Source organism: Clostridioides sp. ZZV14-6154, from assembly GCF_020657785.1.
GTDB lineage: Bacteria > Bacillota > Clostridia > Peptostreptococcales > Peptostreptococcaceae > Clostridioides.
Genome location: NZ_JAGWCY010000005.1, coordinates 208,216 through 227,953 on the forward strand (window position 1 = coordinate 208,216; position 19,738 = coordinate 227,953).

19 protein-coding genes and 1 riboswitch are annotated in these 19,738 nt (G+C 29.1%); of the genes, 1 reads left to right on the top strand and 18 read right to left on the bottom strand.

The genetic code is table 11. The annotated features are described in order from the left end of the window. Positions 1–49: 49 nt before the first annotated feature. The 4 genes from KGF45_RS12785 to metK all read right to left on the bottom strand — a co-directional run bounded on the left by KGF45_RS12785 (position 50) and on the right by metK (position 5,951). Entirely contained in the window at positions 50–832 is a 783-nt protein-coding gene (locus tag KGF45_RS12785) for a ComF family protein (protein WP_227827877.1), read from the bottom strand. Positions 833–834: 2 nt separating this feature from the next. Next, complete coding sequence (locus tag KGF45_RS12790) at positions 835–3,054, bottom strand: ATP-dependent RecD-like DNA helicase (protein ID WP_227842681.1); 2,220 nt, start codon at positions 3,052–3,054, stop codon at positions 835–837. A 271-nt stretch (positions 3,055–3,325) separates the two neighbouring features. Then, positions 3,326–4,423 (bottom strand): hypothetical protein, encoded by a 1,098-nt coding sequence (locus tag KGF45_RS12795; RefSeq protein ID WP_227842682.1) that lies wholly within the window; start codon positions 4,421–4,423, stop codon positions 3,326–3,328. A 334-nt stretch (positions 4,424–4,757) separates the two neighbouring features. Next, entirely contained in the window at positions 4,758–5,951 is a 1,194-nt protein-coding gene (gene metK, locus KGF45_RS12800) for a methionine adenosyltransferase (RefSeq protein WP_227827880.1), read from the bottom strand. A 136-nt stretch (positions 5,952–6,087) separates the two neighbouring features. Continuing rightward, positions 6,088–6,191, bottom strand: a riboswitch (SAM riboswitch). 188 nt (positions 6,192–6,379) lie between these two features. Here metK and yyaC point away from each other — a divergent pair. After that, on the top strand, positions 6,380–6,889 hold the full coding sequence (gene yyaC, locus KGF45_RS12805) for a spore protease YyaC (protein WP_021382545.1): 510 nt from the start codon (positions 6,380–6,382) through the stop codon (positions 6,887–6,889). A gap of 135 nt (positions 6,890–7,024) precedes the next feature. On the opposite strand, the gene fabZ is transcribed toward yyaC, so the two are convergent. The 14 genes from fabZ to KGF45_RS12875 form a co-directional block, all read right to left on the bottom strand. Next, the gene (gene fabZ / locus KGF45_RS12810) at positions 7,025–7,453 is read right to left on the bottom strand and encodes a 3-hydroxyacyl-ACP dehydratase FabZ (RefSeq protein ID WP_227483562.1); all 429 of its coding nucleotides are present in this window, start codon (positions 7,451–7,453) and stop codon (positions 7,025–7,027) included. A 15-nt stretch (positions 7,454–7,468) separates the two neighbouring features. Then, entirely contained in the window at positions 7,469–8,488 is a 1,020-nt protein-coding gene (locus KGF45_RS12815; RefSeq protein WP_003425449.1) for a rod shape-determining protein, read from the bottom strand. Between the two features lie 197 nt (positions 8,489–8,685). Continuing rightward, complete coding sequence (spoIIID, locus tag KGF45_RS12820) at positions 8,686–8,946, bottom strand: sporulation transcriptional regulator SpoIIID (protein WP_044212029.1); 261 nt, start codon at positions 8,944–8,946, stop codon at positions 8,686–8,688. A 97-nt stretch (positions 8,947–9,043) separates the two neighbouring features. After that, entirely contained in the window at positions 9,044–9,712 is a 669-nt protein-coding gene (locus KGF45_RS12825; RefSeq protein ID WP_227434544.1) for a M23 family metallopeptidase, read from the bottom strand. Between the two features lie 65 nt (positions 9,713–9,777). Next, positions 9,778–10,842: a stage II sporulation protein D gene (gene spoIID, locus KGF45_RS12830; RefSeq protein ID WP_227842683.1), complete on the bottom strand. Its 1,065-nt coding sequence runs from the start codon at positions 10,840–10,842 to the stop codon at positions 9,778–9,780. Between the two features lie 86 nt (positions 10,843–10,928). Further along, entirely contained in the window at positions 10,929–12,182 is a 1,254-nt protein-coding gene (gene murA, locus KGF45_RS12835) for a UDP-N-acetylglucosamine 1-carboxyvinyltransferase (RefSeq protein ID WP_227827882.1), read from the bottom strand. Positions 12,183–12,202: 20 nt separating this feature from the next. Next, the gene (locus KGF45_RS12840; RefSeq protein ID WP_227827883.1) at positions 12,203–12,940 is read right to left on the bottom strand and encodes a YwmB family TATA-box binding protein; all 738 of its coding nucleotides are present in this window, start codon (positions 12,938–12,940) and stop codon (positions 12,203–12,205) included. Between the two features lie 85 nt (positions 12,941–13,025). Then, entirely contained in the window at positions 13,026–13,895 is an 870-nt protein-coding gene (locus KGF45_RS12845; RefSeq protein WP_227839398.1) for a 4Fe-4S binding protein, read from the bottom strand. Positions 13,896–14,080: 185 nt separating this feature from the next. Beyond that, positions 14,081–14,866, bottom strand: a complete 786-nt coding sequence (locus KGF45_RS12850; RefSeq protein ID WP_227842684.1) for a rhodanese-like domain-containing protein — start codon at positions 14,864–14,866, stop codon at positions 14,081–14,083. Between the two features lie 42 nt (positions 14,867–14,908). Next, a complete protein-coding gene (locus tag KGF45_RS12855; protein WP_227842685.1) occupies positions 14,909–15,649 on the bottom strand; it encodes a rhodanese-like domain-containing protein in 741 nt (246 codons plus the stop codon). A gap of 135 nt (positions 15,650–15,784) precedes the next feature. After that, positions 15,785–16,822, bottom strand: a complete 1,038-nt coding sequence (locus KGF45_RS12860; protein WP_227842686.1) for an ABC transporter ATP-binding protein — start codon at positions 16,820–16,822, stop codon at positions 15,785–15,787. A 20-nt stretch (positions 16,823–16,842) separates the two neighbouring features. Next, positions 16,843–17,637, bottom strand: coding sequence for an ABC transporter permease subunit (locus KGF45_RS12865; protein ID WP_227842687.1), 795 nt, complete (start codon positions 17,635–17,637; stop codon positions 16,843–16,845). Between the two features lie 8 nt (positions 17,638–17,645). Beyond that, entirely contained in the window at positions 17,646–18,521 is an 876-nt protein-coding gene (locus KGF45_RS12870) for an ABC transporter permease subunit (RefSeq protein WP_227842688.1), read from the bottom strand. Beyond that, entirely contained in the window at positions 18,511–19,728 is a 1,218-nt protein-coding gene (locus tag KGF45_RS12875; protein ID WP_227839392.1) for an ABC transporter substrate-binding protein, read from the bottom strand. Before KGF45_RS12875 ends, KGF45_RS12870 begins: the two co-directional genes overlap by 11 nt. Positions 19,729–19,738: the final 10 nt, after the last annotated feature.

Consider the following 19,738-nt stretch of genomic DNA (forward strand, 5'->3'; position numbering starts at 1 on the left):
ATCACTTATTCATTTTAATATTTTAAAGTAAAATTGTCAATATATAAGATTATTCCATAACATAGTTGTCATTTGCTCTTGTAAGCAAAGTCATTACAAAAACCTTATTAACACCAGATAACTTTAAAATCTTAGATATTTCATTTGTTGTCAAGCCAGTTGTAAATATATCATCTATCAAAAGTACATTTTTATTATTTATTAATTTAATATTTTCGTTAACAGCAAATACATTTTTTAATTCCTTTTTTCGCTCTTGTTTACTTAACTTATAGAGCATCCTTGTATTTTTTTCTCTAGATATACAATCTAATATTGGAACATTGATTATTTTACTCAAACTCAAAGCTATTTTTCGTGCTTGATTAAATCCTCTTTTATTAAGTCTTTTCCTATGAAGTGGAACAAATAATATATAATCAAATTTCACATTTTCTAAATCCAACTTTTCTTTCATTATTTGAGCTATGTATTTAGCCATAAATGTTTTTTGATTGTACTTTAATCCTAATATTATTTTTTTAGTTATATCATTGTATTCAATACAGGAGATTGACTTATCAAAATAAAAACTTTTATCAAAACAATAGCTACATCCTTCAATAAATTCTTTTTCAAGCGAATGATGTATGATTGGCTTTCCACATTTTATGCACCCATTTAGTATAAAATTCATTTCATCAAAACAACTTTTACAGACTGAATAGGTATTAGTTTTTTTTATTGATTTATCACAAATTATGCAATTTATATTTTCAGGATAAATAAAATCCAGACATTTATTAATCAGATTTCTAAGACTCTTAATAAAATTATCATTGCATATTTTCATATTTACTCTATCAACAGCCCTTCTTGTTTGAATTTATTTAGCTTATATCCTAAGTTTGAATATCTTTGATTTACTCTATTATTTTTTATCATATATTCCAAATATTTCACATCTCCAACTAACACAACTAATTTTTTTGCTCTTGTCACTGCTGTATATAATAAATTACGGCTTAATAACATAGGAGGAGCCCAAGTTATTGGTATCACTACAACTGGAAATTCACTTCCTTGACTTTTATGTATAGTTGTACAAAAACTATGGTCAATCTCATCTAACTCATCATATAAATATGATACAATTTTAGTTTGGTCAAATAGCACGTAAATAGTTTTCTTATCTTTATCTATATAATATACATAGCCTATATCTCCATTATATATACCTTCCCCACTTTCCTTTTGGTCTTCTGTCTCCCATTTTTTTGTATAATTATTTTTTACTTGCATTACCTTGTCACCAACTCTAAACAACCTTTTAGAAAAACTTTCTTCTACTTTAAACTTCTCCTTTTTGTTAAGATACTTTTGTAACTCTATATTCAGATTGGTAACTCCTAGCTCTCCTTTTCTCATTGAAGATAAAACCTGTATATCTTTTAGTTTATCAACATTATAAAATTTAGGTAGTCTTTCATTTACCAAACCTATTATTTCATTCAATATCTCTTCATTCGTTGATTTTCTTATAAAAAAGAAGTCTTTTCCCTTTGTATTTAAATGAAGTGGTTCGCCATTATTTATCTTATGCGCATTCACAATTATCATACTTTCTTGAGCTTGTCTAAATATTTCATTTAATTTGACCACATTTATAATATTTGAGTCTATCATGTCCTTAAGTACATTACCCGCACCTACAGAAGGTAATTGGTCACTATCCCCAACTAATATTACTCTTGTTCCTAATTTTATTGCTCTAAGTAAATTATACATTAAGATAATATCTACCATTGATACTTCATCGACTATTATTACATCTGAGTTTATCGGCTCTTCTTCATCTTTAAAAAATGTTAAATCATCATCTGTTGAAAATCCCATTTCTAATAATCTATGTATAGTCTTTGCTTCTTTATTAGAAGTTTCACTCATTCTCTTAGCTGCTCTTCCCGTTGGAGCAGCTAAAGTTACGCTTTTACCATTATTTTCAAATATATCTATAATTGCATTAATAGTAGTAGTCTTTCCAGTACCTGGACCACCAGTTATAATTAATACTCCACTGTTCATAGATTCTTTAACTGCTAAAACTTGTTTCTCTGCTAACTTAATTTTCTTATCATCTTCTAAAATTTTAATTTCATTTTCTATATCTATATTCAAATCTTCAAATTCATACTGCGACAATTTGACTATTTGACTACATACTCCATTTTCAGATAGGTAGTATGGCATAAGATATATGAGATTTTCATTATTCACTTTTTCTATATGTATTTTTTGATTATATACCAACATCATTACACATTCTTTTACTATGTCTCCACTTAACTCCAACAATTTTTCCGAATCTTGTATTAGAATGTATTCTGGTAAATATGTATGTCCATTACTTAGGGATTTATTTAAGGTATATAATATTCCTTGGCATACTCTATCTTTAGAATTTTTATCTATGCCAATTTTATTAGCTATACTATCAGCTACTTTAAACCCTACTCCTCTTATGTCTTCAGCAAGCTGATATGGATTTTTATTTATAATTTCTATTGCACTACTTTTATATTTTTTATATATTTTTAAACAATAATTGGGTGTTATTCCAAAAGGAGATAGTTCTATTATTATGTTTCTTAATTCTCTATCTTCTTCATAACTCTTTACTATTTGCTTTACCTTTTTACTGCCTATACCCTCTACTTCTTGTAATTTTTCTGGGTAATTTTGTATTACATCTAGTGTATCAACACCAAACTTGTCAATTATTCTCTTAGCCATTTTTTCGCCAATTCCATGTATCATACCAGAAGATAAGTAAACATAAATTCCTTCTAAAGATGATGGTGTCACTGGCATAAAACTATTCACTTCAAATTGAGTTCCATAAATTTTGTGGTTTACCCATTTACCTTCAACTTCTATACTCTCTCCCATTGCTAAGGTAGGCATACATCCTACAACAACAATTTCATCATTTTCATTTACCAGATGAGCTATTGTATAGCCATTATCTTCATTTTTAAAGACTATTTCACTTATCATTCCTTCTAATTTTTCCATTTTTATCTCCTAAAAATACTAATAATTGTTCCGTTTGCATGTTAGTATACTTAAATATATTAAGTTCTATGATAGGATTCTATCAGAAAATTTTTCTATATTTTTATACTTAACTTAATTTCCAACTATTATACATTTTATCAGAAACAAAAAAAATCTGCATCCTAAAAATATGGTACCTTAAAATAAAGGCACCATATATAAATAATTATTTTATTTCAACCAGCTTGCTTCTAAAACATAGATTAAATTTCACAAATTTATTTTGATATTAATTTACTTCAGATTTATTTTCCTTATATCCTTCAGTTTTGGTAATTCTTCGATAAAGCATACATAGTAAAATTAAAATTCCCATATAACCTGTGTATGGATATAATGTCCCTACAAGTTTATCAAATGGTAATAATCCTCCTATACATGCTAATATGCTTACTACTACTGTTATTATTTTAAATTTAGGATGGTCATCTTCCACAAATCTATTAGTTACTGACCATAATAATGGTACAGCTGTAGTATATATTCCTAATAAAAGTACTACTGAGAATAAAATACCTATAATTGGAGATATCTTGTCAGCTAAATAAAGAGCTGGTATTTCTTTTGTGTATATATTTCCTACATCTGAAAGTAGTGCTAGATTCATCATTATAGCTGCTGCCATAAGTGCTACTCCACCTATTATACCTCCCCATACAGCATCTTTCTTATTTACTGCTGAAGCTCCCATTCCTGTCAAGAATGTTATTACTATTATTACATTATAGCAAGTATAAAGTACACCTGAGAAATATCCATTTGATGTAGCAGTTTTAACGTTTAGACTATCAACTATAGCTCCTGCATTTGATAAAGCACCAATATTACTAAATAAACTAATTGCTCCCACTAAAAGTGTAAATATTATTATTATAGGACCTATATTACCTAGTATCTTTGAAAGTCTTGTCAAACCTAGAGATACAGTTATTAGGGAAACGATTGCCATGCCAATTCTACCTACATATGGATTTAGCCCATAATACTCTGACAATGTAGCTCCTGCTCCTGCAATCATTATTACTAATGTACCAAACAAAAACAATGGTCCAAACCATTCAAAAAATGTACCAAGATATTTTCCACAATATACTTGATAAATCTTTATTGGCTCTTTAAGCTTTAGTTCTCTCCCTTTTTCTATAACTTCTGCTCCAAACCATGAGAATAATACCATAGATATTATTCCTCCTATAATACCAGCATACCCATAAAACGTAAAGAATTGTAATATCTCTTGACCAGTTGCAAATCCAGAACCTATTACAGTCGCTACATATGCTCCAGCAAAACTTATAACCATTTTGATGTTCATTTTACTCGACATACACACTACTCCCTCCTAAATAAAATAAATTTTTTAATAAGTAAAATTTAATGTAAGTTTATTAAGACTATATTAGTTGTATTATTGATGCTTTTCAATATTTTTTGAATTATTTAACATTATTTAACGAAATCTTAACCAGTTTTTAACATATGTCTCCTAATATGTATTAATTTAATGCAATATTATATAATGAAATATATTAATCTCACTAAATAACGTTTCTTTATTATATGATTGAAAATTAGTATTTATTAAATATATTTAATCATAAAATAAAAAACTGCTAAAACGTAATTTTAAAATTACATTCTAGCAGCTCCTTATCTAAGCATTATTCACCTAATGCGTCTTTTCTTAATTGTTCTACTTTATCAGTTCTTTCCCATGGTAAATCTATATCCGTTCTACCAAAGTGACCATAAGCAGCAACCTTTTTGTAAAGAGGCTTTCTTAAATCTAAATCTCTTATTATTGCTCCTGGTCTTAAATCAAAGTGTTTGTTTACTAGTTCAACAAGCTTTTCTTCTGAAACTTTGCCTGTCCCAAAAGTATCTATAAATATAGATAATGGTCTAGCTATACCTATGGCATATGCAAGTTCTATCTCACATTTATCTGCAAGTCCAGCTGCAACAATATTTTTAGCCACATATCTAGCAGCATAAGCAGCAGATCTATCAACTTTTGTAGGGTCTTTTCCTGAAAAAGCTCCTCCACCATGTCTAGAATATCCACCATAAGTGTCTATTATTATTTTTCTTCCTGTAAGACCTGTATCTCCTTGAGGTCCTCCTATAACGAATCTTCCTGTTGGGTTTATATAAATTTTAGTATCTTCATCAAGTAATTCAGCTGGTATAACTGATTTTATAACATGCTCAATTAAATCTTGTCTTATCTTATCATTTGATACTGTTTCACAATGTTGAGCTGATATAAGAACTGTATGTACTCTTATAGCTTTATTTCCTTCATATTCAACAGTAACTTGAGTTTTTCCATCTGGTCTTAAATAATCAACTAAACCTGTCTTTCTAACTTCTGTAAGTCTTCTTGATAATTTATGAGCTAATGATATTGGAAGTGGCATTAATTCTGGAGTTTCATTACATGCAAATCCAAACATTATACCTTGGTCTCCAGCTCCCACTTTTTCTATTTCTTGTTCTATTTCTTCTCCAGTCTTACTTTCTAGACCTTCATCAACTCCCATAGCTATATCTCCAGATTGTTCATCTATAGAAGTTATAACTGCACAAGTGTCACAGTCAAATCCATATTTTGCTCTTGTATATCCAATTTCTTTTACTGTTTCTCTTACTAATTTAGGTATATCTACATAAGCAGATGTACTTATTTCTCCAGCTACTAAAACTAAGCCTGTTGTTACTGTAGTTTCACAAGCTACTCTAGATTGTGGGTCTTTTTCTAACAATGCATCTAATATTGAATCTGATATTTGGTCACATATCTTATCAGGATGTCCTTCTGTAACTGATTCTGACGTAAATAAATGTCTTGCCATTTTTGTTCCTCCTTATTCATTCTTAATTTTTATTATAGGTTTTACCTTATCTTCAATTCTTAGAAATTTTACTCAAAATAAAAAACCTCTCCTTATAAGAAGAGGTTAATAATCGTAATCGCATACTAATTAACTGACCTCATCTTTCAAGACTTTTGTCTTGCAGGAATTAGCACCTTTTCCCATTTGGGTGGTTGCTGGGCTTCACAGGGCCTATCCCTCAGCCTCTCTTGATAAGGTAATCAAGATTTAAGTTTTATTTTACCTTATTAGCTTACTATTTTTTTAAAATTTTGTCAAGATTTTTAGCCATATTTTTGCCATTACTTTTTTTGTGAGACAAATAAAATATTATCTCTATCTGAAATTTAAAGTTAGGTCTTTTTAATGTTTTTTATTCATATATTTTTTTGAAGGGGGTGTTCCTATTGTATTTAGCTAAAGTAAATTACAGCGATGATGATGTTATACAGATGCTAAGTTCAGTTCTCAAAACCATAATTAATGAAAATACGATTGTTGTTTGCATAGGAACAGACAGGGCTATAGGTGATACTTTAGGCCCTTTAGTTGGAACAATACTTAAAAACAGTAAATTTAAATACCCCGTTTACGGTACACTAGATAACCCTATTCACGCCTTAAATATATATGAGTCTTTAGATACTATAAAAAATACACATATGCAAGGTAACTTCTTGGCTATAGATGCTTGCTTGGGGTCACAGAGTAACATAGGTAATATACAGATTAGAGAAGGACCTATCCTGCCTGGAAAAGGTGTGGGAAAAAAACTACCTCAAATAGGAAATTATTCTATAGTAGGAATTGTAGATAAAATTGATGAAAATAACAGACTTTCATTTAATAATATACGTCTTAGCTTTATACTAGACTTAGCTGAAACAATAGCCTTAGCACTATTGGTATCTACTTAAATCTTATATAAGGTAACTGATAAAATTTTTTGTATTAAAAGGGTAGATACTATAGAGTATTTAATTTAATAAATACTCCAAATTATCTACCTTTTTATTTTGATATTTATTCTTCTGTTTTCATTCTTAAAAATTTTATTTCTCTACTAGAGCAAACATTAACTCACCTTTACAGACAAGTTCTTCACCAACATAAGCTTTAGCATCTGCTTTTGCTATATTTCTTCTAAGCGTTGTCATTTCAACTTCCATAGTCAATGTATCTCCTGGTCTTACTTCTCTCTTGATTCTAACTTTATCAATACCAGCAAATACACCTAATTTCCCTTTATTTTCTTCCAAAGACATCATTGCCACTCCACACACTTGTGCTAGAGCTTCTACTATCAACACGCCTGGCATCAATGGGTAATTTGGAAAATGACCTTGAAAAAATGGTTCATTAACTGTTACATTTTTTATACCAACAGCTCTTTTTCCAACTTCTAACTCTGTAATCTTGTCCACTAATAAAAATGGATATCTATGTGGTATTAGTTCTTTTATTTCATCTATATTTAACATTTTAAACTCTCCTAATTATTTTCTTTTGAAAGACCCACCTGTTTCAAGTAAATCTATTGAGCCCAAAGCAATCCCTGTTCCTTTCGCAACACAAGATAGTGGTTCATCTGCTATTGTAACAGTTATTCCTGTTCTCTGTTCTATTATTTTATCTAATCCATATAATAATGAGCCTCCGCCAGTCATTATTATACCAACATCACCTATGTCTGCTGCTAATTCAGGTGGTGTTTTTTCTAAAACAGCATGAGTTGCAACAACTATTTGTTCAACACATTCTCTAAGGGCTTCTAACATTTCTGTTGAGTTTATAGTTATAGAACTAGGAAGACCTGTAATCAGATTTCTTCCTGTTATTTTCATATACTTTTCTTCTTCTCTCTTAAATGCAGAACCAATTTCAAACTTAATTTTTTCTGCTGTTCTTTCTCCAATAAGAAGATTATGTTGTTTTTTCATGTACTTAACTATAGCATCATCAAATCGGTCTCCACCAACTTTTATAGATTCACTTACAACTGCTCCTCCTAGTGATATTACGGCTATATCTACAGTTCCTCCACCAATATCTATAATCATATTACCATTAGGTTGTGATATGTCTACACCAGCTCCTATAGCTGCTGCTATTGGCTCTTCTATGATATATACTTCTCTAGCCCCAGCTTGTCTAGTTGCATCCTCTACTGCTCTCTTTTCTACTTCTGTAACACCTGTTGGCACACATACCATAATTCTAGGCATGAAAAATCTTCCAAATCCCTTTTTATCAACTATCTTATCTATAAAAGATTTTAACATCTTCTCAGTTACATCATAATCTGAAATTACACCATCTCTTAAAGGTCTTATTGCAACTATATTACCTGGTGTTCTTCCTATCATTTTTTTAGCCTCTTCTCCTACAGCTAAAACAGAATCTGTTCTGTTGTCTATTGCAACAACAGATGGTTCTTCTAAAACGATTCCCTTACCACTAACATAAACAAGTACATTTGCAGTACCTAAATCTATGCCTATATCAGCTCCAGCCATTTTTTCAACTCCTTCATTTATATATTAGATTATATTATAAGCCTATTTATTAATACTCCTATAATAAAGCATATACAAAAATCTCGCTTTAATCAAGAGAAAATAAATGTTTTGAGGGTATTATTCTTTTACTATTTATAATTATCTAATATATTTCTTATAATAATTTAATGTAATAAAAAAAGTAGGTTTTTAACCTACATTTTTTTATGTTCCTTCTCATACTTTAATTTCGTTGCTAATCCCCCTCTAATATGTCTCTCTGATTTATTTTTGTCTAGCACACTTTTAACTTCTTTGGCAAGGGATGGATTTATTTCCTTCAATCTTTCTGTAACATCCTTGTGAATTGTACTTTTACTTACTCCAAATGTCTTGGCTGTTTGTCTTACTGTAGTGTTTTTTTCAAGTATATATTTTGCTACCACTATGGCTCTTTCCTCTATATGAGATCTCAAAGATTACCCCCCTCACATAATAGCTTTAATGATATATATGTAAAAACACCAAAAAATATAACAAGCTTAACCAAATATGATTAAACTTGTTATGCTTTTACTTAATTAGACTCATTGGGTCTATAGATTTTTCTCCATTATATGCTTCTAAATGCACATGTATACCTTCTTCACTTTCTATCTGAGAAGTACTTCCTACAGTACCTAGTGATTGTCCTTCTGTTACTTTCTGATTCTTCTTAACACTAACATTTTCATCTAGATTTGAATATACTACTACAGTATTATTGTCGCTTTTTATTTTTACTGATTTTCCATATTCTTCATCATCAAATACATCTACTACCATTCCGTTTAATAGAGATTTTATTTCTTTACCTTTAGTACAACTAACATCTATACCTTTATGAGTTTCCCAAACATCCAATGTTTTAGAATAACTAGGTTCTTTTTCTGAATACTCTCTTATTATCTTATCACCAATGTAATTTAATTTTGTTGTACTTGACTTATTTTCTTCTTTTGCCTTAGCTTTTTCTAAGTTTTGTTTTGAATCTGTCGCAGTAGGGATAGCATCTTTCTTATCTTTTTCAATTAAATGTATTTCCTCTTCGCTATCTTTATTAGATTTTTCTATCATGCCTTTATTAGAAGCTAATTTATCTACATTATTATTTGTAAACCAAACTCCACCTACTGCTAATAAACAAACACATACAAATAAAGATAAATAAAAACCATCTTTTTCTAACAGTTTTTTCTTCATTTCGCACCTCCAAATATATTTCTACATTTGGATTATTGACGTGTTTTTGGTATTTTATACAATTATTAGTATATATCTTTTATTTTTGTATCAGTATAGTAATGTGATAATATATCATAGTATTTATAGCCTTCTTCTGCCATACCTTCAGCTCCCCATTGGCTCATACCAACACCATGACCATATCCTTTTACTACAAAGTCTATGTATCCTTCTCCAAATTTTATATCAAAGTTTGCAGAATTCAAGTTAAAAACAGTTCTTACATCTTTACCTGTTACTTCTTTGTTTCCTAATTTTATTTTTTCTACAGTTCCACCATCGCTTCTTTTAGTTATTGCAACTTGTTTACTCAAATTATTCACATCTATTACAATACTACTATAAGACTTTCTAAGACTCTTGACAAAATCTGTATTGCTTATTTTAAGTGTTGATGCAAATTTTGGAGAATACTTATCATATGGGCTTTCTACAGATTTTAAATAAGGATATTTTGATGCAAATACTTCTTCACTATTCTCTGTTTTCCCTGAAGAGGTAGAGAAATAAAGAGGAAGTATAGCCTTATCATTATAAGTTATTATCTGCCCCTTAGTACCTTTAACTGCGTTTTGAATTTTAGAATACTTATTTTTAATCCATTCTTCGCCATTCAACTTTTTAAGAGTAGCATAACTCTTGTACTCTTGACAGTGTTTGTAATCAGTACATACCACTGCATTTTTATGTTTACTTGATTTCCCATGTTCTTGCTTATATACTACATACGTTCTAGCTGCTACAGCTTGGGCTTTTAAAGCCTCTATATCAAAATCCGAGGACATTTCACCAGCTAGTACTCCACATAGATAGTTTTCCATGTCCATTTTTTCAACTTTACTTGATATGTGATTATAGACATTTATAACTGGTGTTTTTTTGTCTACAGTTTCATAGTTTACTACCTTTTTCTCTTCTTTCTTACTTTCATCTTTAATATCATTTTTTTTAATGGTTTTGTTTATAGATACTACTTTCTCTGGTTTTTCAGTTAGTTCCACATTTTTGTAAGAAACTAAAGTTATCAATGAAGGGACTAACACAGAGCAAGTTACAAATCCTAACAAAACAACCAATGGGTTCTTCATATACTCTCCTCCTTAGCTTTTAAAACCTTGTATTTAAGTATATGAACAACCCTATCAATTTATAACTTACTTATCTAAACCAATTATTAATCTTCTACTATTTTGATTTGACCACCTAATGCTGTTATCTTTTTATCTATATCAACATAACCTCTTTGAATATGGTATATTTCTCCTATTTGAGTTTCTCCTTCTGCTATAAGACCGCATAAAATAAGCGCTGCTCCTGCTCTTAAATCAGTAGCATTTACTGCTGCACCATGTAATTCATCTACTCCATTAACAACCGCACTTCTTCCATCTATTTTTATATTAGCACCCATTCTATTGAATTCAGCAACATGCATAAATCTATTTTCAAAAACAGTTTCTATAACTACACCAGTTCCATTAGCTACAGTAAGCATAGCCATAAACTGAGCTTGCACATCTGTAGGAAACCCTGGATGTGGTAAAGTCTTTATGTCTATTGGCTTTAATACCTTTGGACCTACTACTCTAACAGAATTGTCCATCTCTGTAATTTCACAACCTGCTTCTCTTAATTTAGCTACAACTGGCTTTAAATGCTCCATTAAAACATTTTCAACTGTTATGTCACCTTTTGTCATAGCTGCTGCAACCATATAAGTTGCTGCTTCTATTCTGTCTGGAATTACATTATGTTCTGCTCCTTTTAACTCCTTAACACCTTTTATCTTTATAGTGTTAGTACCTGCACCTTTAACATCTGCTCCCATTTCATTTAAGAAATTAGCTAAGTCAACTATTTCTGGTTCTTCTGCTGCATTTTCTATTATTGTAGTTCCTTCTGCTAAAGAAGCTGCCATCATTATATTTTCAGTAGCTCCAACAGATGGGAAATCTAAATACAATTTATTTCCTACTAATTTTTCTGTTGCAGCTTCAACAAAACCATGGTCCATTTCTATTTTTGCACCTAAAGCTTTAAATCCTTTTAAATGTAAATCTATAGGTCTCGTTCCTATAGCACATCCTCCTGGCATAGAAATTTTTGTACTATTAAATCTAGCAAGTAATGGTCCCATAACCAAAAAAGAAGCTCTCATCTTTCTTACAAGCTCATATGGAGCTTCACAAGTTTTTATATTACTTGCATCAACAGTAAGTATATTTTCTTTATATTCAACTTCTGCTCCTACATGTCTCAATAAATCTGATATAACATGAACATCTCTCAAATTTGGGACTCCATTTAAAGTTGATTTCCCGTTCGCTAATAAAGTTGCTGCTATTATTGGTAAAACTGCATTTTTTGCACCATCTATTTTAACACTACCTTTAAGTGGATTACTCTTTTTTACTATTATCTTAGCCATATTTTCTGATCTCCTCATAATTAATAATCTAATTTTATAATTGGTGTGGCAATATATATGAGTGTTTTTCCATCGTCCTCATTATATTTAATTCCTATATTTAAATTGATTTTTTCCCCTAAATATTCTAAATCATCATCATTTAATACTTTACTATATGCTGTCATAGATAAAAAGTTTACGTCTTTCACTTTATCTATTTGCTTAGCACTCATATTATATAATATTTTTTGTAAAATATCATCATATTTGTGGTTTTGTAACCTTTTTGTGTATTCTCCAACAACACAAGCAGATACATCTACTTGAGATGAATATTTATTTAACACATTTTCTACACTACTATAAATATCCTCTTTATGTTTATATACTTTGTTGTCCAATATGTCAACTATTATGTAGCTTTCTTTATTATTTTTATTTATTCCTTTTATAGAAATTTCTTTATCGCTATCTTTTATAGTAGCACATAATTGTATTTTATCGCCATACCCTTTTTCATTCCAATTTATTCCTTTTTCATCTAGCTTTAGATTGTTAATTATTTCTAGAAAAATATTATGTAATTCTTTATTTGATAAATTATAATTTATAACAGAATTAATTTTCATATTATAATATTTAAAATCAGCTTCTGAAGTTTCAAGAGCACTAATTAGTTTATTATATCTAGTATTTATGCTTGTATCCGCATAAGATATTGTCATGCCTATAGCCATTAACATAAAAAAACTTACAACTAATTTTATTATCTTCATAATAAAAATCCCCCTTAAATTTGTTTTTCTCTATAACAGAATTATTAACAAATTTAAGAGAGATATACTTCATCATTATGTATTTTTATGCATTTTGTAATTTTATATTCAATAAATGTTTTTCAAACTCTTCAATTCCAATTCTCTCTAATACTTTACTTATTCTTTCTCCTGGACTTGCTAATTGTTTATATGTATAAAATACATCTTGCACTAATTCTTCTATATTATCTTCTGTATACAAATTACTAAGTCTATCTCCAAATCTATAGCCTCTTCCCATTCTACCACCAAGATAAACAGCTAGTCCTTTTTTATCAACTTCCATAGCTCCAAATGGACATGCTTGAGCACACTTTCCACAATTTACACATTCTTCTTTATTCCACACTAATTTCTTATCTTCCATATAAACTGCTTTTTGTCTACAGGATGATGTACACAACCCACAATTTTTACATTTCTCTTCATTAAATTTTACATATACTTGACCTACTATACCCACATCATTAGTATTCGCCTTTGCACAGTTATTTGGACATCCAACTAATGTAATTTTAGTTTTAGATGGTAAATCATATCCAAAATATGAATCATGTAACTTTCCACATAATTCTTGTGTATCATATATTCCATGTTGGCATACAGTACCCTTACATGCGACTAATGGTCTTACTTTTTTACCCGTACCACCATGCTTTAACCCTACAGCTTTTAAATCTTCCTTCATTAAATCTATATCTTCATACTTTATCCATGGTATTTCAACAGCTAATCTAGTAGTAACACCTAAATAACCTCTACCATATTTTTCAGATAGCTTTGATAAGTTGATAAGTTGTTCTGCTGTAAAGTTTCCAGCTCTACTCAATATTCTTATTGAGAAATACCCTTCTTGGCTTTGAGCTAATATACCTTCAGCTTTTAACCTTGCTTTTTCATCTTTACTAATCATATTTCACACCTCATAATATATAAATTTCTAATTCTATATTGCTAATAATATGTTTAAATAAGTGTACATCTATATAAGCATATTCTAACTATGTTTATATTTTAAAACATAACAAAGGTATATTCAACTTAATAAACTGAATATACCTTCATTTTAAACAATTATATTGTATTTTTTACAAAATTCTATTTTAAATCTCCTATTTCAATTGGATTTGAATCATCAAGACTCCATCCCATCCATCCATCACTATAGAGAGAAGTATTTTCAAATCCCATAGCATTTGCATATGTTAATACCTCTGCAGCACGCCATCCACTGCCACACATAAATGCAAGTTGTTTATTAGTATCTATATTTTCTTTATCCCACATTTCCAAGATCTCATATTGATTTCTCATTGTGTTATCTATATTACGGTACTCTTCTAGTGATACACTGTCACTACCTGCATAACCATATAAGGCTCCTGGTATACGCCCTTTTTTATCATAATAGCTATATCCAGATATTTTACCTATATGTTCATCCCAAGAACGATTGTCCACTAACGTAAATTTATTTTTATCTCTTAGCTTTTGCTTTAATTCTGGTATACTAACAATTAGTTGTGGATTAGCTGGTATATTTGCCCCAAAAGTAGTACATGAACTCTTTGGATTGCTAGTTAACTCCAACTCATATCCTTCTGATAACCATGAGTTTATTTCGCCATTCAAAACTCTTACATCTCTTACTCCTATATATCGTAATATAATAGCAATTCTATAAGAAGCCATAGATGCACTACTTGAAACTATCACAGTATCATCTTTTGTAAATCCATAGTCTAAAGCAAATTTGGCCAAATTATCATCATTAGTAAGCATCCATGTTGGAGGAGGTTCTATAATATCAGTATTTATATGAACACTTGTAGGTATATGCCCTTTTGCATAAGATTCTTTTTCTTCTCTGAATTTCTTTGACATAATTTGTACTCCGATTTCTAAGCAATCTTTTATTATTTTAATCTATTTAACTAAATCAAAATCATATTCATCTACACCATCAATTGAATTATATACTTTTGTAAATCCATTCTCTGAAAGTATTTTAGCTGCTTGTCCACTTCTATTTCCAGTTCTACAGTATAAGATTATATCCTTATTTTTATCAAGTTCTCCCATTTTCTTTTCTGTGTCTTCTAATGGTATATTGATAGCTTCTTTTAAATGTCCAGTTTCAAATTCCTTTGCCTTTCTAGCATCTATCACTATAGCATCTTTATTTTCGCTTATTAACTTTAACATTTCAGGCGCAGTTATATCATTATATTTAACTAATCCATAATCAAAATCTTTTACACCTTCTGCATTATAAACATCTTTAAATCCATTTTTTACTAATATTTCAGCAGCTTTTGCACTTTTTTTACCTGAGTTACAATACGCTAATATAGTTTTATCCTTATATCCTTCTAAATCACTTAATTTACCTTCTAAATCATCTACTGATATATTTATACCATTTATAATATGACCTTTAGCATAGTCGTCTGCACCTCTTACATCTAATATCAATAACTCTTTATTTTTCTTCATCATTTTTACAGCCTCTTCTCCTGTGGCTTCTTTATAACTAGCCTTATCTTGACTTTGAGAAGATTCTTTTGGTTTTTCTGATTCTTTAGAATCACAACCAACTACACTCCCTAATGTTAATACTAAAGTTAAACCAATAGCTAAAACTTTAAATCTTTTACTAAATTTCATAAAATTACCCTCCAAATATTAAAAATATTCCCTTTTTTGATATAAAATCTTATTTTATTATAGTATTCGAATTCATTATAACAAAATTAAAATATATTTGATACTTATTTACTTGATTACAGTTATAGTTTTTTTCTATAATTCAATAGGAAAGAATAGAATTTTTCTTTGTTCTATAAATACATCTACCTTTTCATTTATTTCATATAAATTATTGTTACTACTAGCTTTTAATACAGTTCCGTCAATATCTACATCATAGTAAATTTTATCTCCTGCATATCTCTTTCTTAATATAATCCCTTCTCTTCCTACATCATTATTAATCGCTTTTAGGATTATACTTTCTTTTGGTATCATTAATTCTACATTATCTATATTTATATTTTTATATTTATCTAATTTAATAGAAATTATATCATTTACAAATTCTCCGTTTCTTATATTTCCTATTAAATAATTTTTTTCTCCAAATATATTTGCAACTTCTTTACTTTTGGGATTTTCATAAAGGTTATCTGGCGTGTCGAATTGTTTAACCTCACCATTTAACATAACTGCTATTCTATCACTCATCATCAATGCTTCTTCTTTGTCATGTGTTACTAATACCGTTGTTATCTTTAGATGTTTTTGTAATCCTAATACAAATTCTCTCATTTCATTGCGTAAATTAATATCTAAATTTGAAAATGGCTCATCTAATAACAGTACCTTTGGATTTATTGCTAAAGACCTTGCTATTGCAACACGTTGTTGTTGTCCTCCTGAGAGTTCGTTTGGATATTTATTTTCATATCCTTTTAGCTTAACTAAATTTATAAGTTCACTTACTTTACTTTTTCTTATATTCTTGTTTATTTTTTTCATTTTAAGGCCAAATTCTATATTTTCATATAAAGTCATATGTGGAAATAGTAAATAATCTTGAAAAACTATTACAGTATCTCTTTTTCCTATAGGTATATCTAAGACTGATTCATTATTTAAAAGTATATCTCCGTAATCAGGAGGTAGAATACCAGCAATTAATTTTAGAGTAGTACTTTTTCCACAACCTGATGGGCCTAAAAGAGAAACTATTTCTCCTTCTTTTATATCCAAATTCATATTGTTTAAAACTTTTATTTTGTTAAAACTCTTACATAAATTTATAAGTTTAACTGATGACAATTGTTACACCTCCAATCGTACTAAAATAGCCTTGTATTTTGGATATGTTTATATTTCTTTTTTACACTGTATTCTATTATTATCAAGATAAATAGACTTATTATTAAAAATAGCATACTATACAAAGATGCTATTGTCCTGTCTCCACTTTGTATATATGGAAACATAATCATTGGATAGGTTATGACACTACCTCCACCTATAAGAAGAGTCAAAAAATATTGACTAAAGGATATTATAAAAGACATACTTGATGCACCCAATATCCCTGGCAAAATCAAAGGGAAAGTCACATATCTAAATGTATTAAATCTACTTGCTCCAAGTACTTTCGCTTGTATTTCTAAATTATCACCTATTAATTTATAAACATCTGTTATTATTCGAACTGAATATGGTATGCATGGAAGTATATTTATAATAATTACTCCCAAAGTATTATTGGCTAGACCTATTCTTATAAATGCTATATGTATGCCCATAGCAACAGATATTAGTGGAATTATAATTGGAGACAATATCAGTAACTCACAAAACCTTTTTCCTTTAAAGTTATATAATGCTAATGCTTTGGATGCTGGTATGCTTAATAAAATAGTGACTAAGACTACAATTATTGATATTATAATACTTCTCAAAATAATATTCAGATTACTTATATCCAAAATATATCTAAATCCTCTTAATGAAAATTCATTAGGTAAAAGATTTGGAAATGGCCATGTATTTACAACTCCCCATATTGCCAATAATATTATAGGAGCTATAATAACTACAAACATGATATTAAGAATTATATTAAATTTTTTACTCATAGATACTCCTATACATTATATTTTGATATTTTATTAAAAAATCTATCATAGATTATTAATAGTATAAAACTTACTCCAGATAATAAAACATTGATACACATTGAGATTGGTCTTTGCATTAAATCTGAGCTAGCATAACTCAGATATGCTTGAACTGGTAATGCTTTTGGAGTTGATGCTCCTATTAAAAAAGGAACTTCAAAAGAACCAAACGAAAAGGCAAAAATTATTATAAATGAAGAAATTATTGTGGGCATAGCAAGTGGCAACACTATATATCTAAAAGTTTGAAGTTTGCTTGCACCTAAATTTATAGATACCTGTTGTAGATTATCATTTATATTTTTCAGTATATTATAAACCATTAGTGTTATATATGGTATTCCTTTCCACAGATAAACTAAAATTATTCCTATTCCATTTTTATCAGAAACCATTGGTATAAATTCAGATGAATCCTTTATTATATTGAAAAAGTAAAATACTCTTGAAATTATACCTGTTTGAGAAAATATTATAAATACCAACAATACAACTATTATATGTGGAACTACTAGTGGAATATTTAGAATCATATATCTAACTTTAGAAAATCTATTTTTAGACATTATGTATGCTAAAAGTATACCTATAATAACAGCTAAAATCGATGACACTAAAGAAATCTTCAAACTAAAGATAAGAGATTCTAAAAAATTAGAATCTCTAAAAATTTCTCTATAATAACTTAATGTAATTTGCTCAAGACCAATCTGAGGAAAAAATCCTAGACTTTGCGAGATGCAATTTATAATTCCTACACCCATTATAAGTATCAAGATGATAGATACAGGTGCTATTAATAAATATGGAATTATTTTATCATTAATTATTTTACTTTTCACTTTCTAGTACCTCTTGAGTCCATATTTTTTCTATTATTGGAACTATTCCTGCTTTTAATTCTGGAACTGAATTTTTTAATACTATAGTTTCACTAAATTTCTTAACATCTTCACTTGGAATCTTTTTCATATCTAAAACAGATGTATCTCCCCAATTTTTAGTTTCTGTCTTAGAGGATTGTGCATCTATACTCATCAAGAAATCTATTAACGCTATTGCACCTTCTTTATTTTGAGAATTATCTGGTATAGCAACAAAGTGTGTGTTACTTATATTTCCTTTTTCAAATTCTATTGCTTTTGTAGATTTGCTAAACTCTCCATTTTCTATTCTTCCTAATAATACATTTGGAGCATAAGTCATTGTAAAATAAGTTTCATTATCTGAATACATATTGTCTAACTGGGAAGATGTCGCAGGATAAGTTTTACCTTTATTCCATAAGTATGGTTTTATTTCTTTAAGATAATCCATAGCTGGTTGTATGGCTTGTTTTACTTTAGCTTCATCTTCTGGTAAATTTTTTACTTTATCATATCCTACTACATCATATATTATATTTCTAACAAATGCACTTCCTGTAAAATCTGGTGGAGCTGGATAAGTAAATTTTCCAGGATTAGATACAATTGCTTCTTTTAGTGTTTCTGCATCAGTTATTTTTGTATTAATCTTAGATGTATCTGTTACAACTGCAAATTGAGATTTACCCCAAGGAGCTTCCATCCCCTCTACCTTCACTCCGAAATCTGTAGTAATATCTTCAGAAGATGAATCAACATACTTTTCATAATTAGAAAGTTTCTCTACAAAAGGTCCAAATAGCAATTTATTCTCTTTTGCTGTTTTAAAGTTTTCTCCATTTATCCAAACCACATCTATAGTACCCTTAGCACTTCCAGCTTGTTTTTCTGACAATAGTTTATTAAGAATGTTTTCTATATCCATTCCTACTCTTTTTACAGTTATGTCATAGTCTTCTTTCATCTTTGGAATTACATAACTATCAAACCATTTATTCATTACTTCATTTCCACCATATCCATAAAAGTTAACTGTTGTACCTTTTGCAGATTTTAAAATCTCTTCATTGCTACTTTCTAATATGTCTTTTTGAGGCTCTTCTTTTTTATCGTTATTTGAGCACCCTACCAATCCAAATATAAGTCCTAAACATAATAGTATTGTTAATATCCTTTTTTTCATTTTTTCCCCT

What these genes read in the sequence shown, in the direction of transcription:
- KGF45_RS12790 (WP_227842681.1), bottom strand. Translation starts at nt 3,054, where the DNA reads ATGGAAAAATTAGAAGGAATGATAAGTGAAATAGTCTTTAAAAATGAA.
- fabZ (WP_227483562.1), bottom strand. Translation starts at nt 7,453, where the DNA reads ATGTTAAATATAGATGAAATAAAAGAACTAATACCACATAGATATCCA.
- KGF45_RS12850 (WP_227842684.1), bottom strand. Translation starts at nt 14,866, where the DNA reads ATGTCAAAGAAATTCAGAGAAGAAAAAGAATCTTATGCAAAAGGGCAT.
- KGF45_RS12845 (WP_227839398.1), bottom strand. Translation starts at nt 13,895, where the DNA reads ATGATTAGTAAAGATGAAAAAGCAAGGTTAAAAGCTGAAGGTATATTA.
- KGF45_RS12825 (WP_227434544.1), bottom strand. Translation starts at nt 9,712, where the DNA reads ATGAAGAAAAAACTGTTAGAAAAAGATGGTTTTTATTTATCTTTATTT.
- KGF45_RS12875 (WP_227839392.1), bottom strand. Translation starts at nt 19,728, where the DNA reads ATGAAAAAAAGGATATTAACAATACTATTATGTTTAGGACTTATATTT.
- KGF45_RS12815 (WP_003425449.1), bottom strand. Translation starts at nt 8,488, where the DNA reads ATGGCTGGAGCTGATATAGGCATAGATTTAGGTACTGCAAATGTACTT.
- spoIID (WP_227842683.1), bottom strand. Translation starts at nt 10,842, where the DNA reads ATGAAGAACCCATTGGTTGTTTTGTTAGGATTTGTAACTTGCTCTGTG.
- KGF45_RS12785 (WP_227827877.1), bottom strand. Translation starts at nt 832, where the DNA reads ATGAAAATATGCAATGATAATTTTATTAAGAGTCTTAGAAATCTGATT.
- murA (WP_227827882.1), bottom strand. Translation starts at nt 12,182, where the DNA reads ATGGCTAAGATAATAGTAAAAAAGAGTAATCCACTTAAAGGTAGTGTT.
- metK (WP_227827880.1), bottom strand. Translation starts at nt 5,951, where the DNA reads ATGGCAAGACATTTATTTACGTCAGAATCAGTTACAGAAGGACATCCT.
- KGF45_RS12855 (WP_227842685.1), bottom strand. Translation starts at nt 15,649, where the DNA reads ATGAAATTTAGTAAAAGATTTAAAGTTTTAGCTATTGGTTTAACTTTA.
- KGF45_RS12795 (WP_227842682.1), bottom strand. Translation starts at nt 4,423, where the DNA reads ATGTCGAGTAAAATGAACATCAAAATGGTTATAAGTTTTGCTGGAGCA.
- KGF45_RS12865 (WP_227842687.1), bottom strand. Translation starts at nt 17,637, where the DNA reads ATGAGTAAAAAATTTAATATAATTCTTAATATCATGTTTGTAGTTATT.
- KGF45_RS12840 (WP_227827883.1), bottom strand. Translation starts at nt 12,940, where the DNA reads ATGAAGATAATAAAATTAGTTGTAAGTTTTTTTATGTTAATGGCTATA.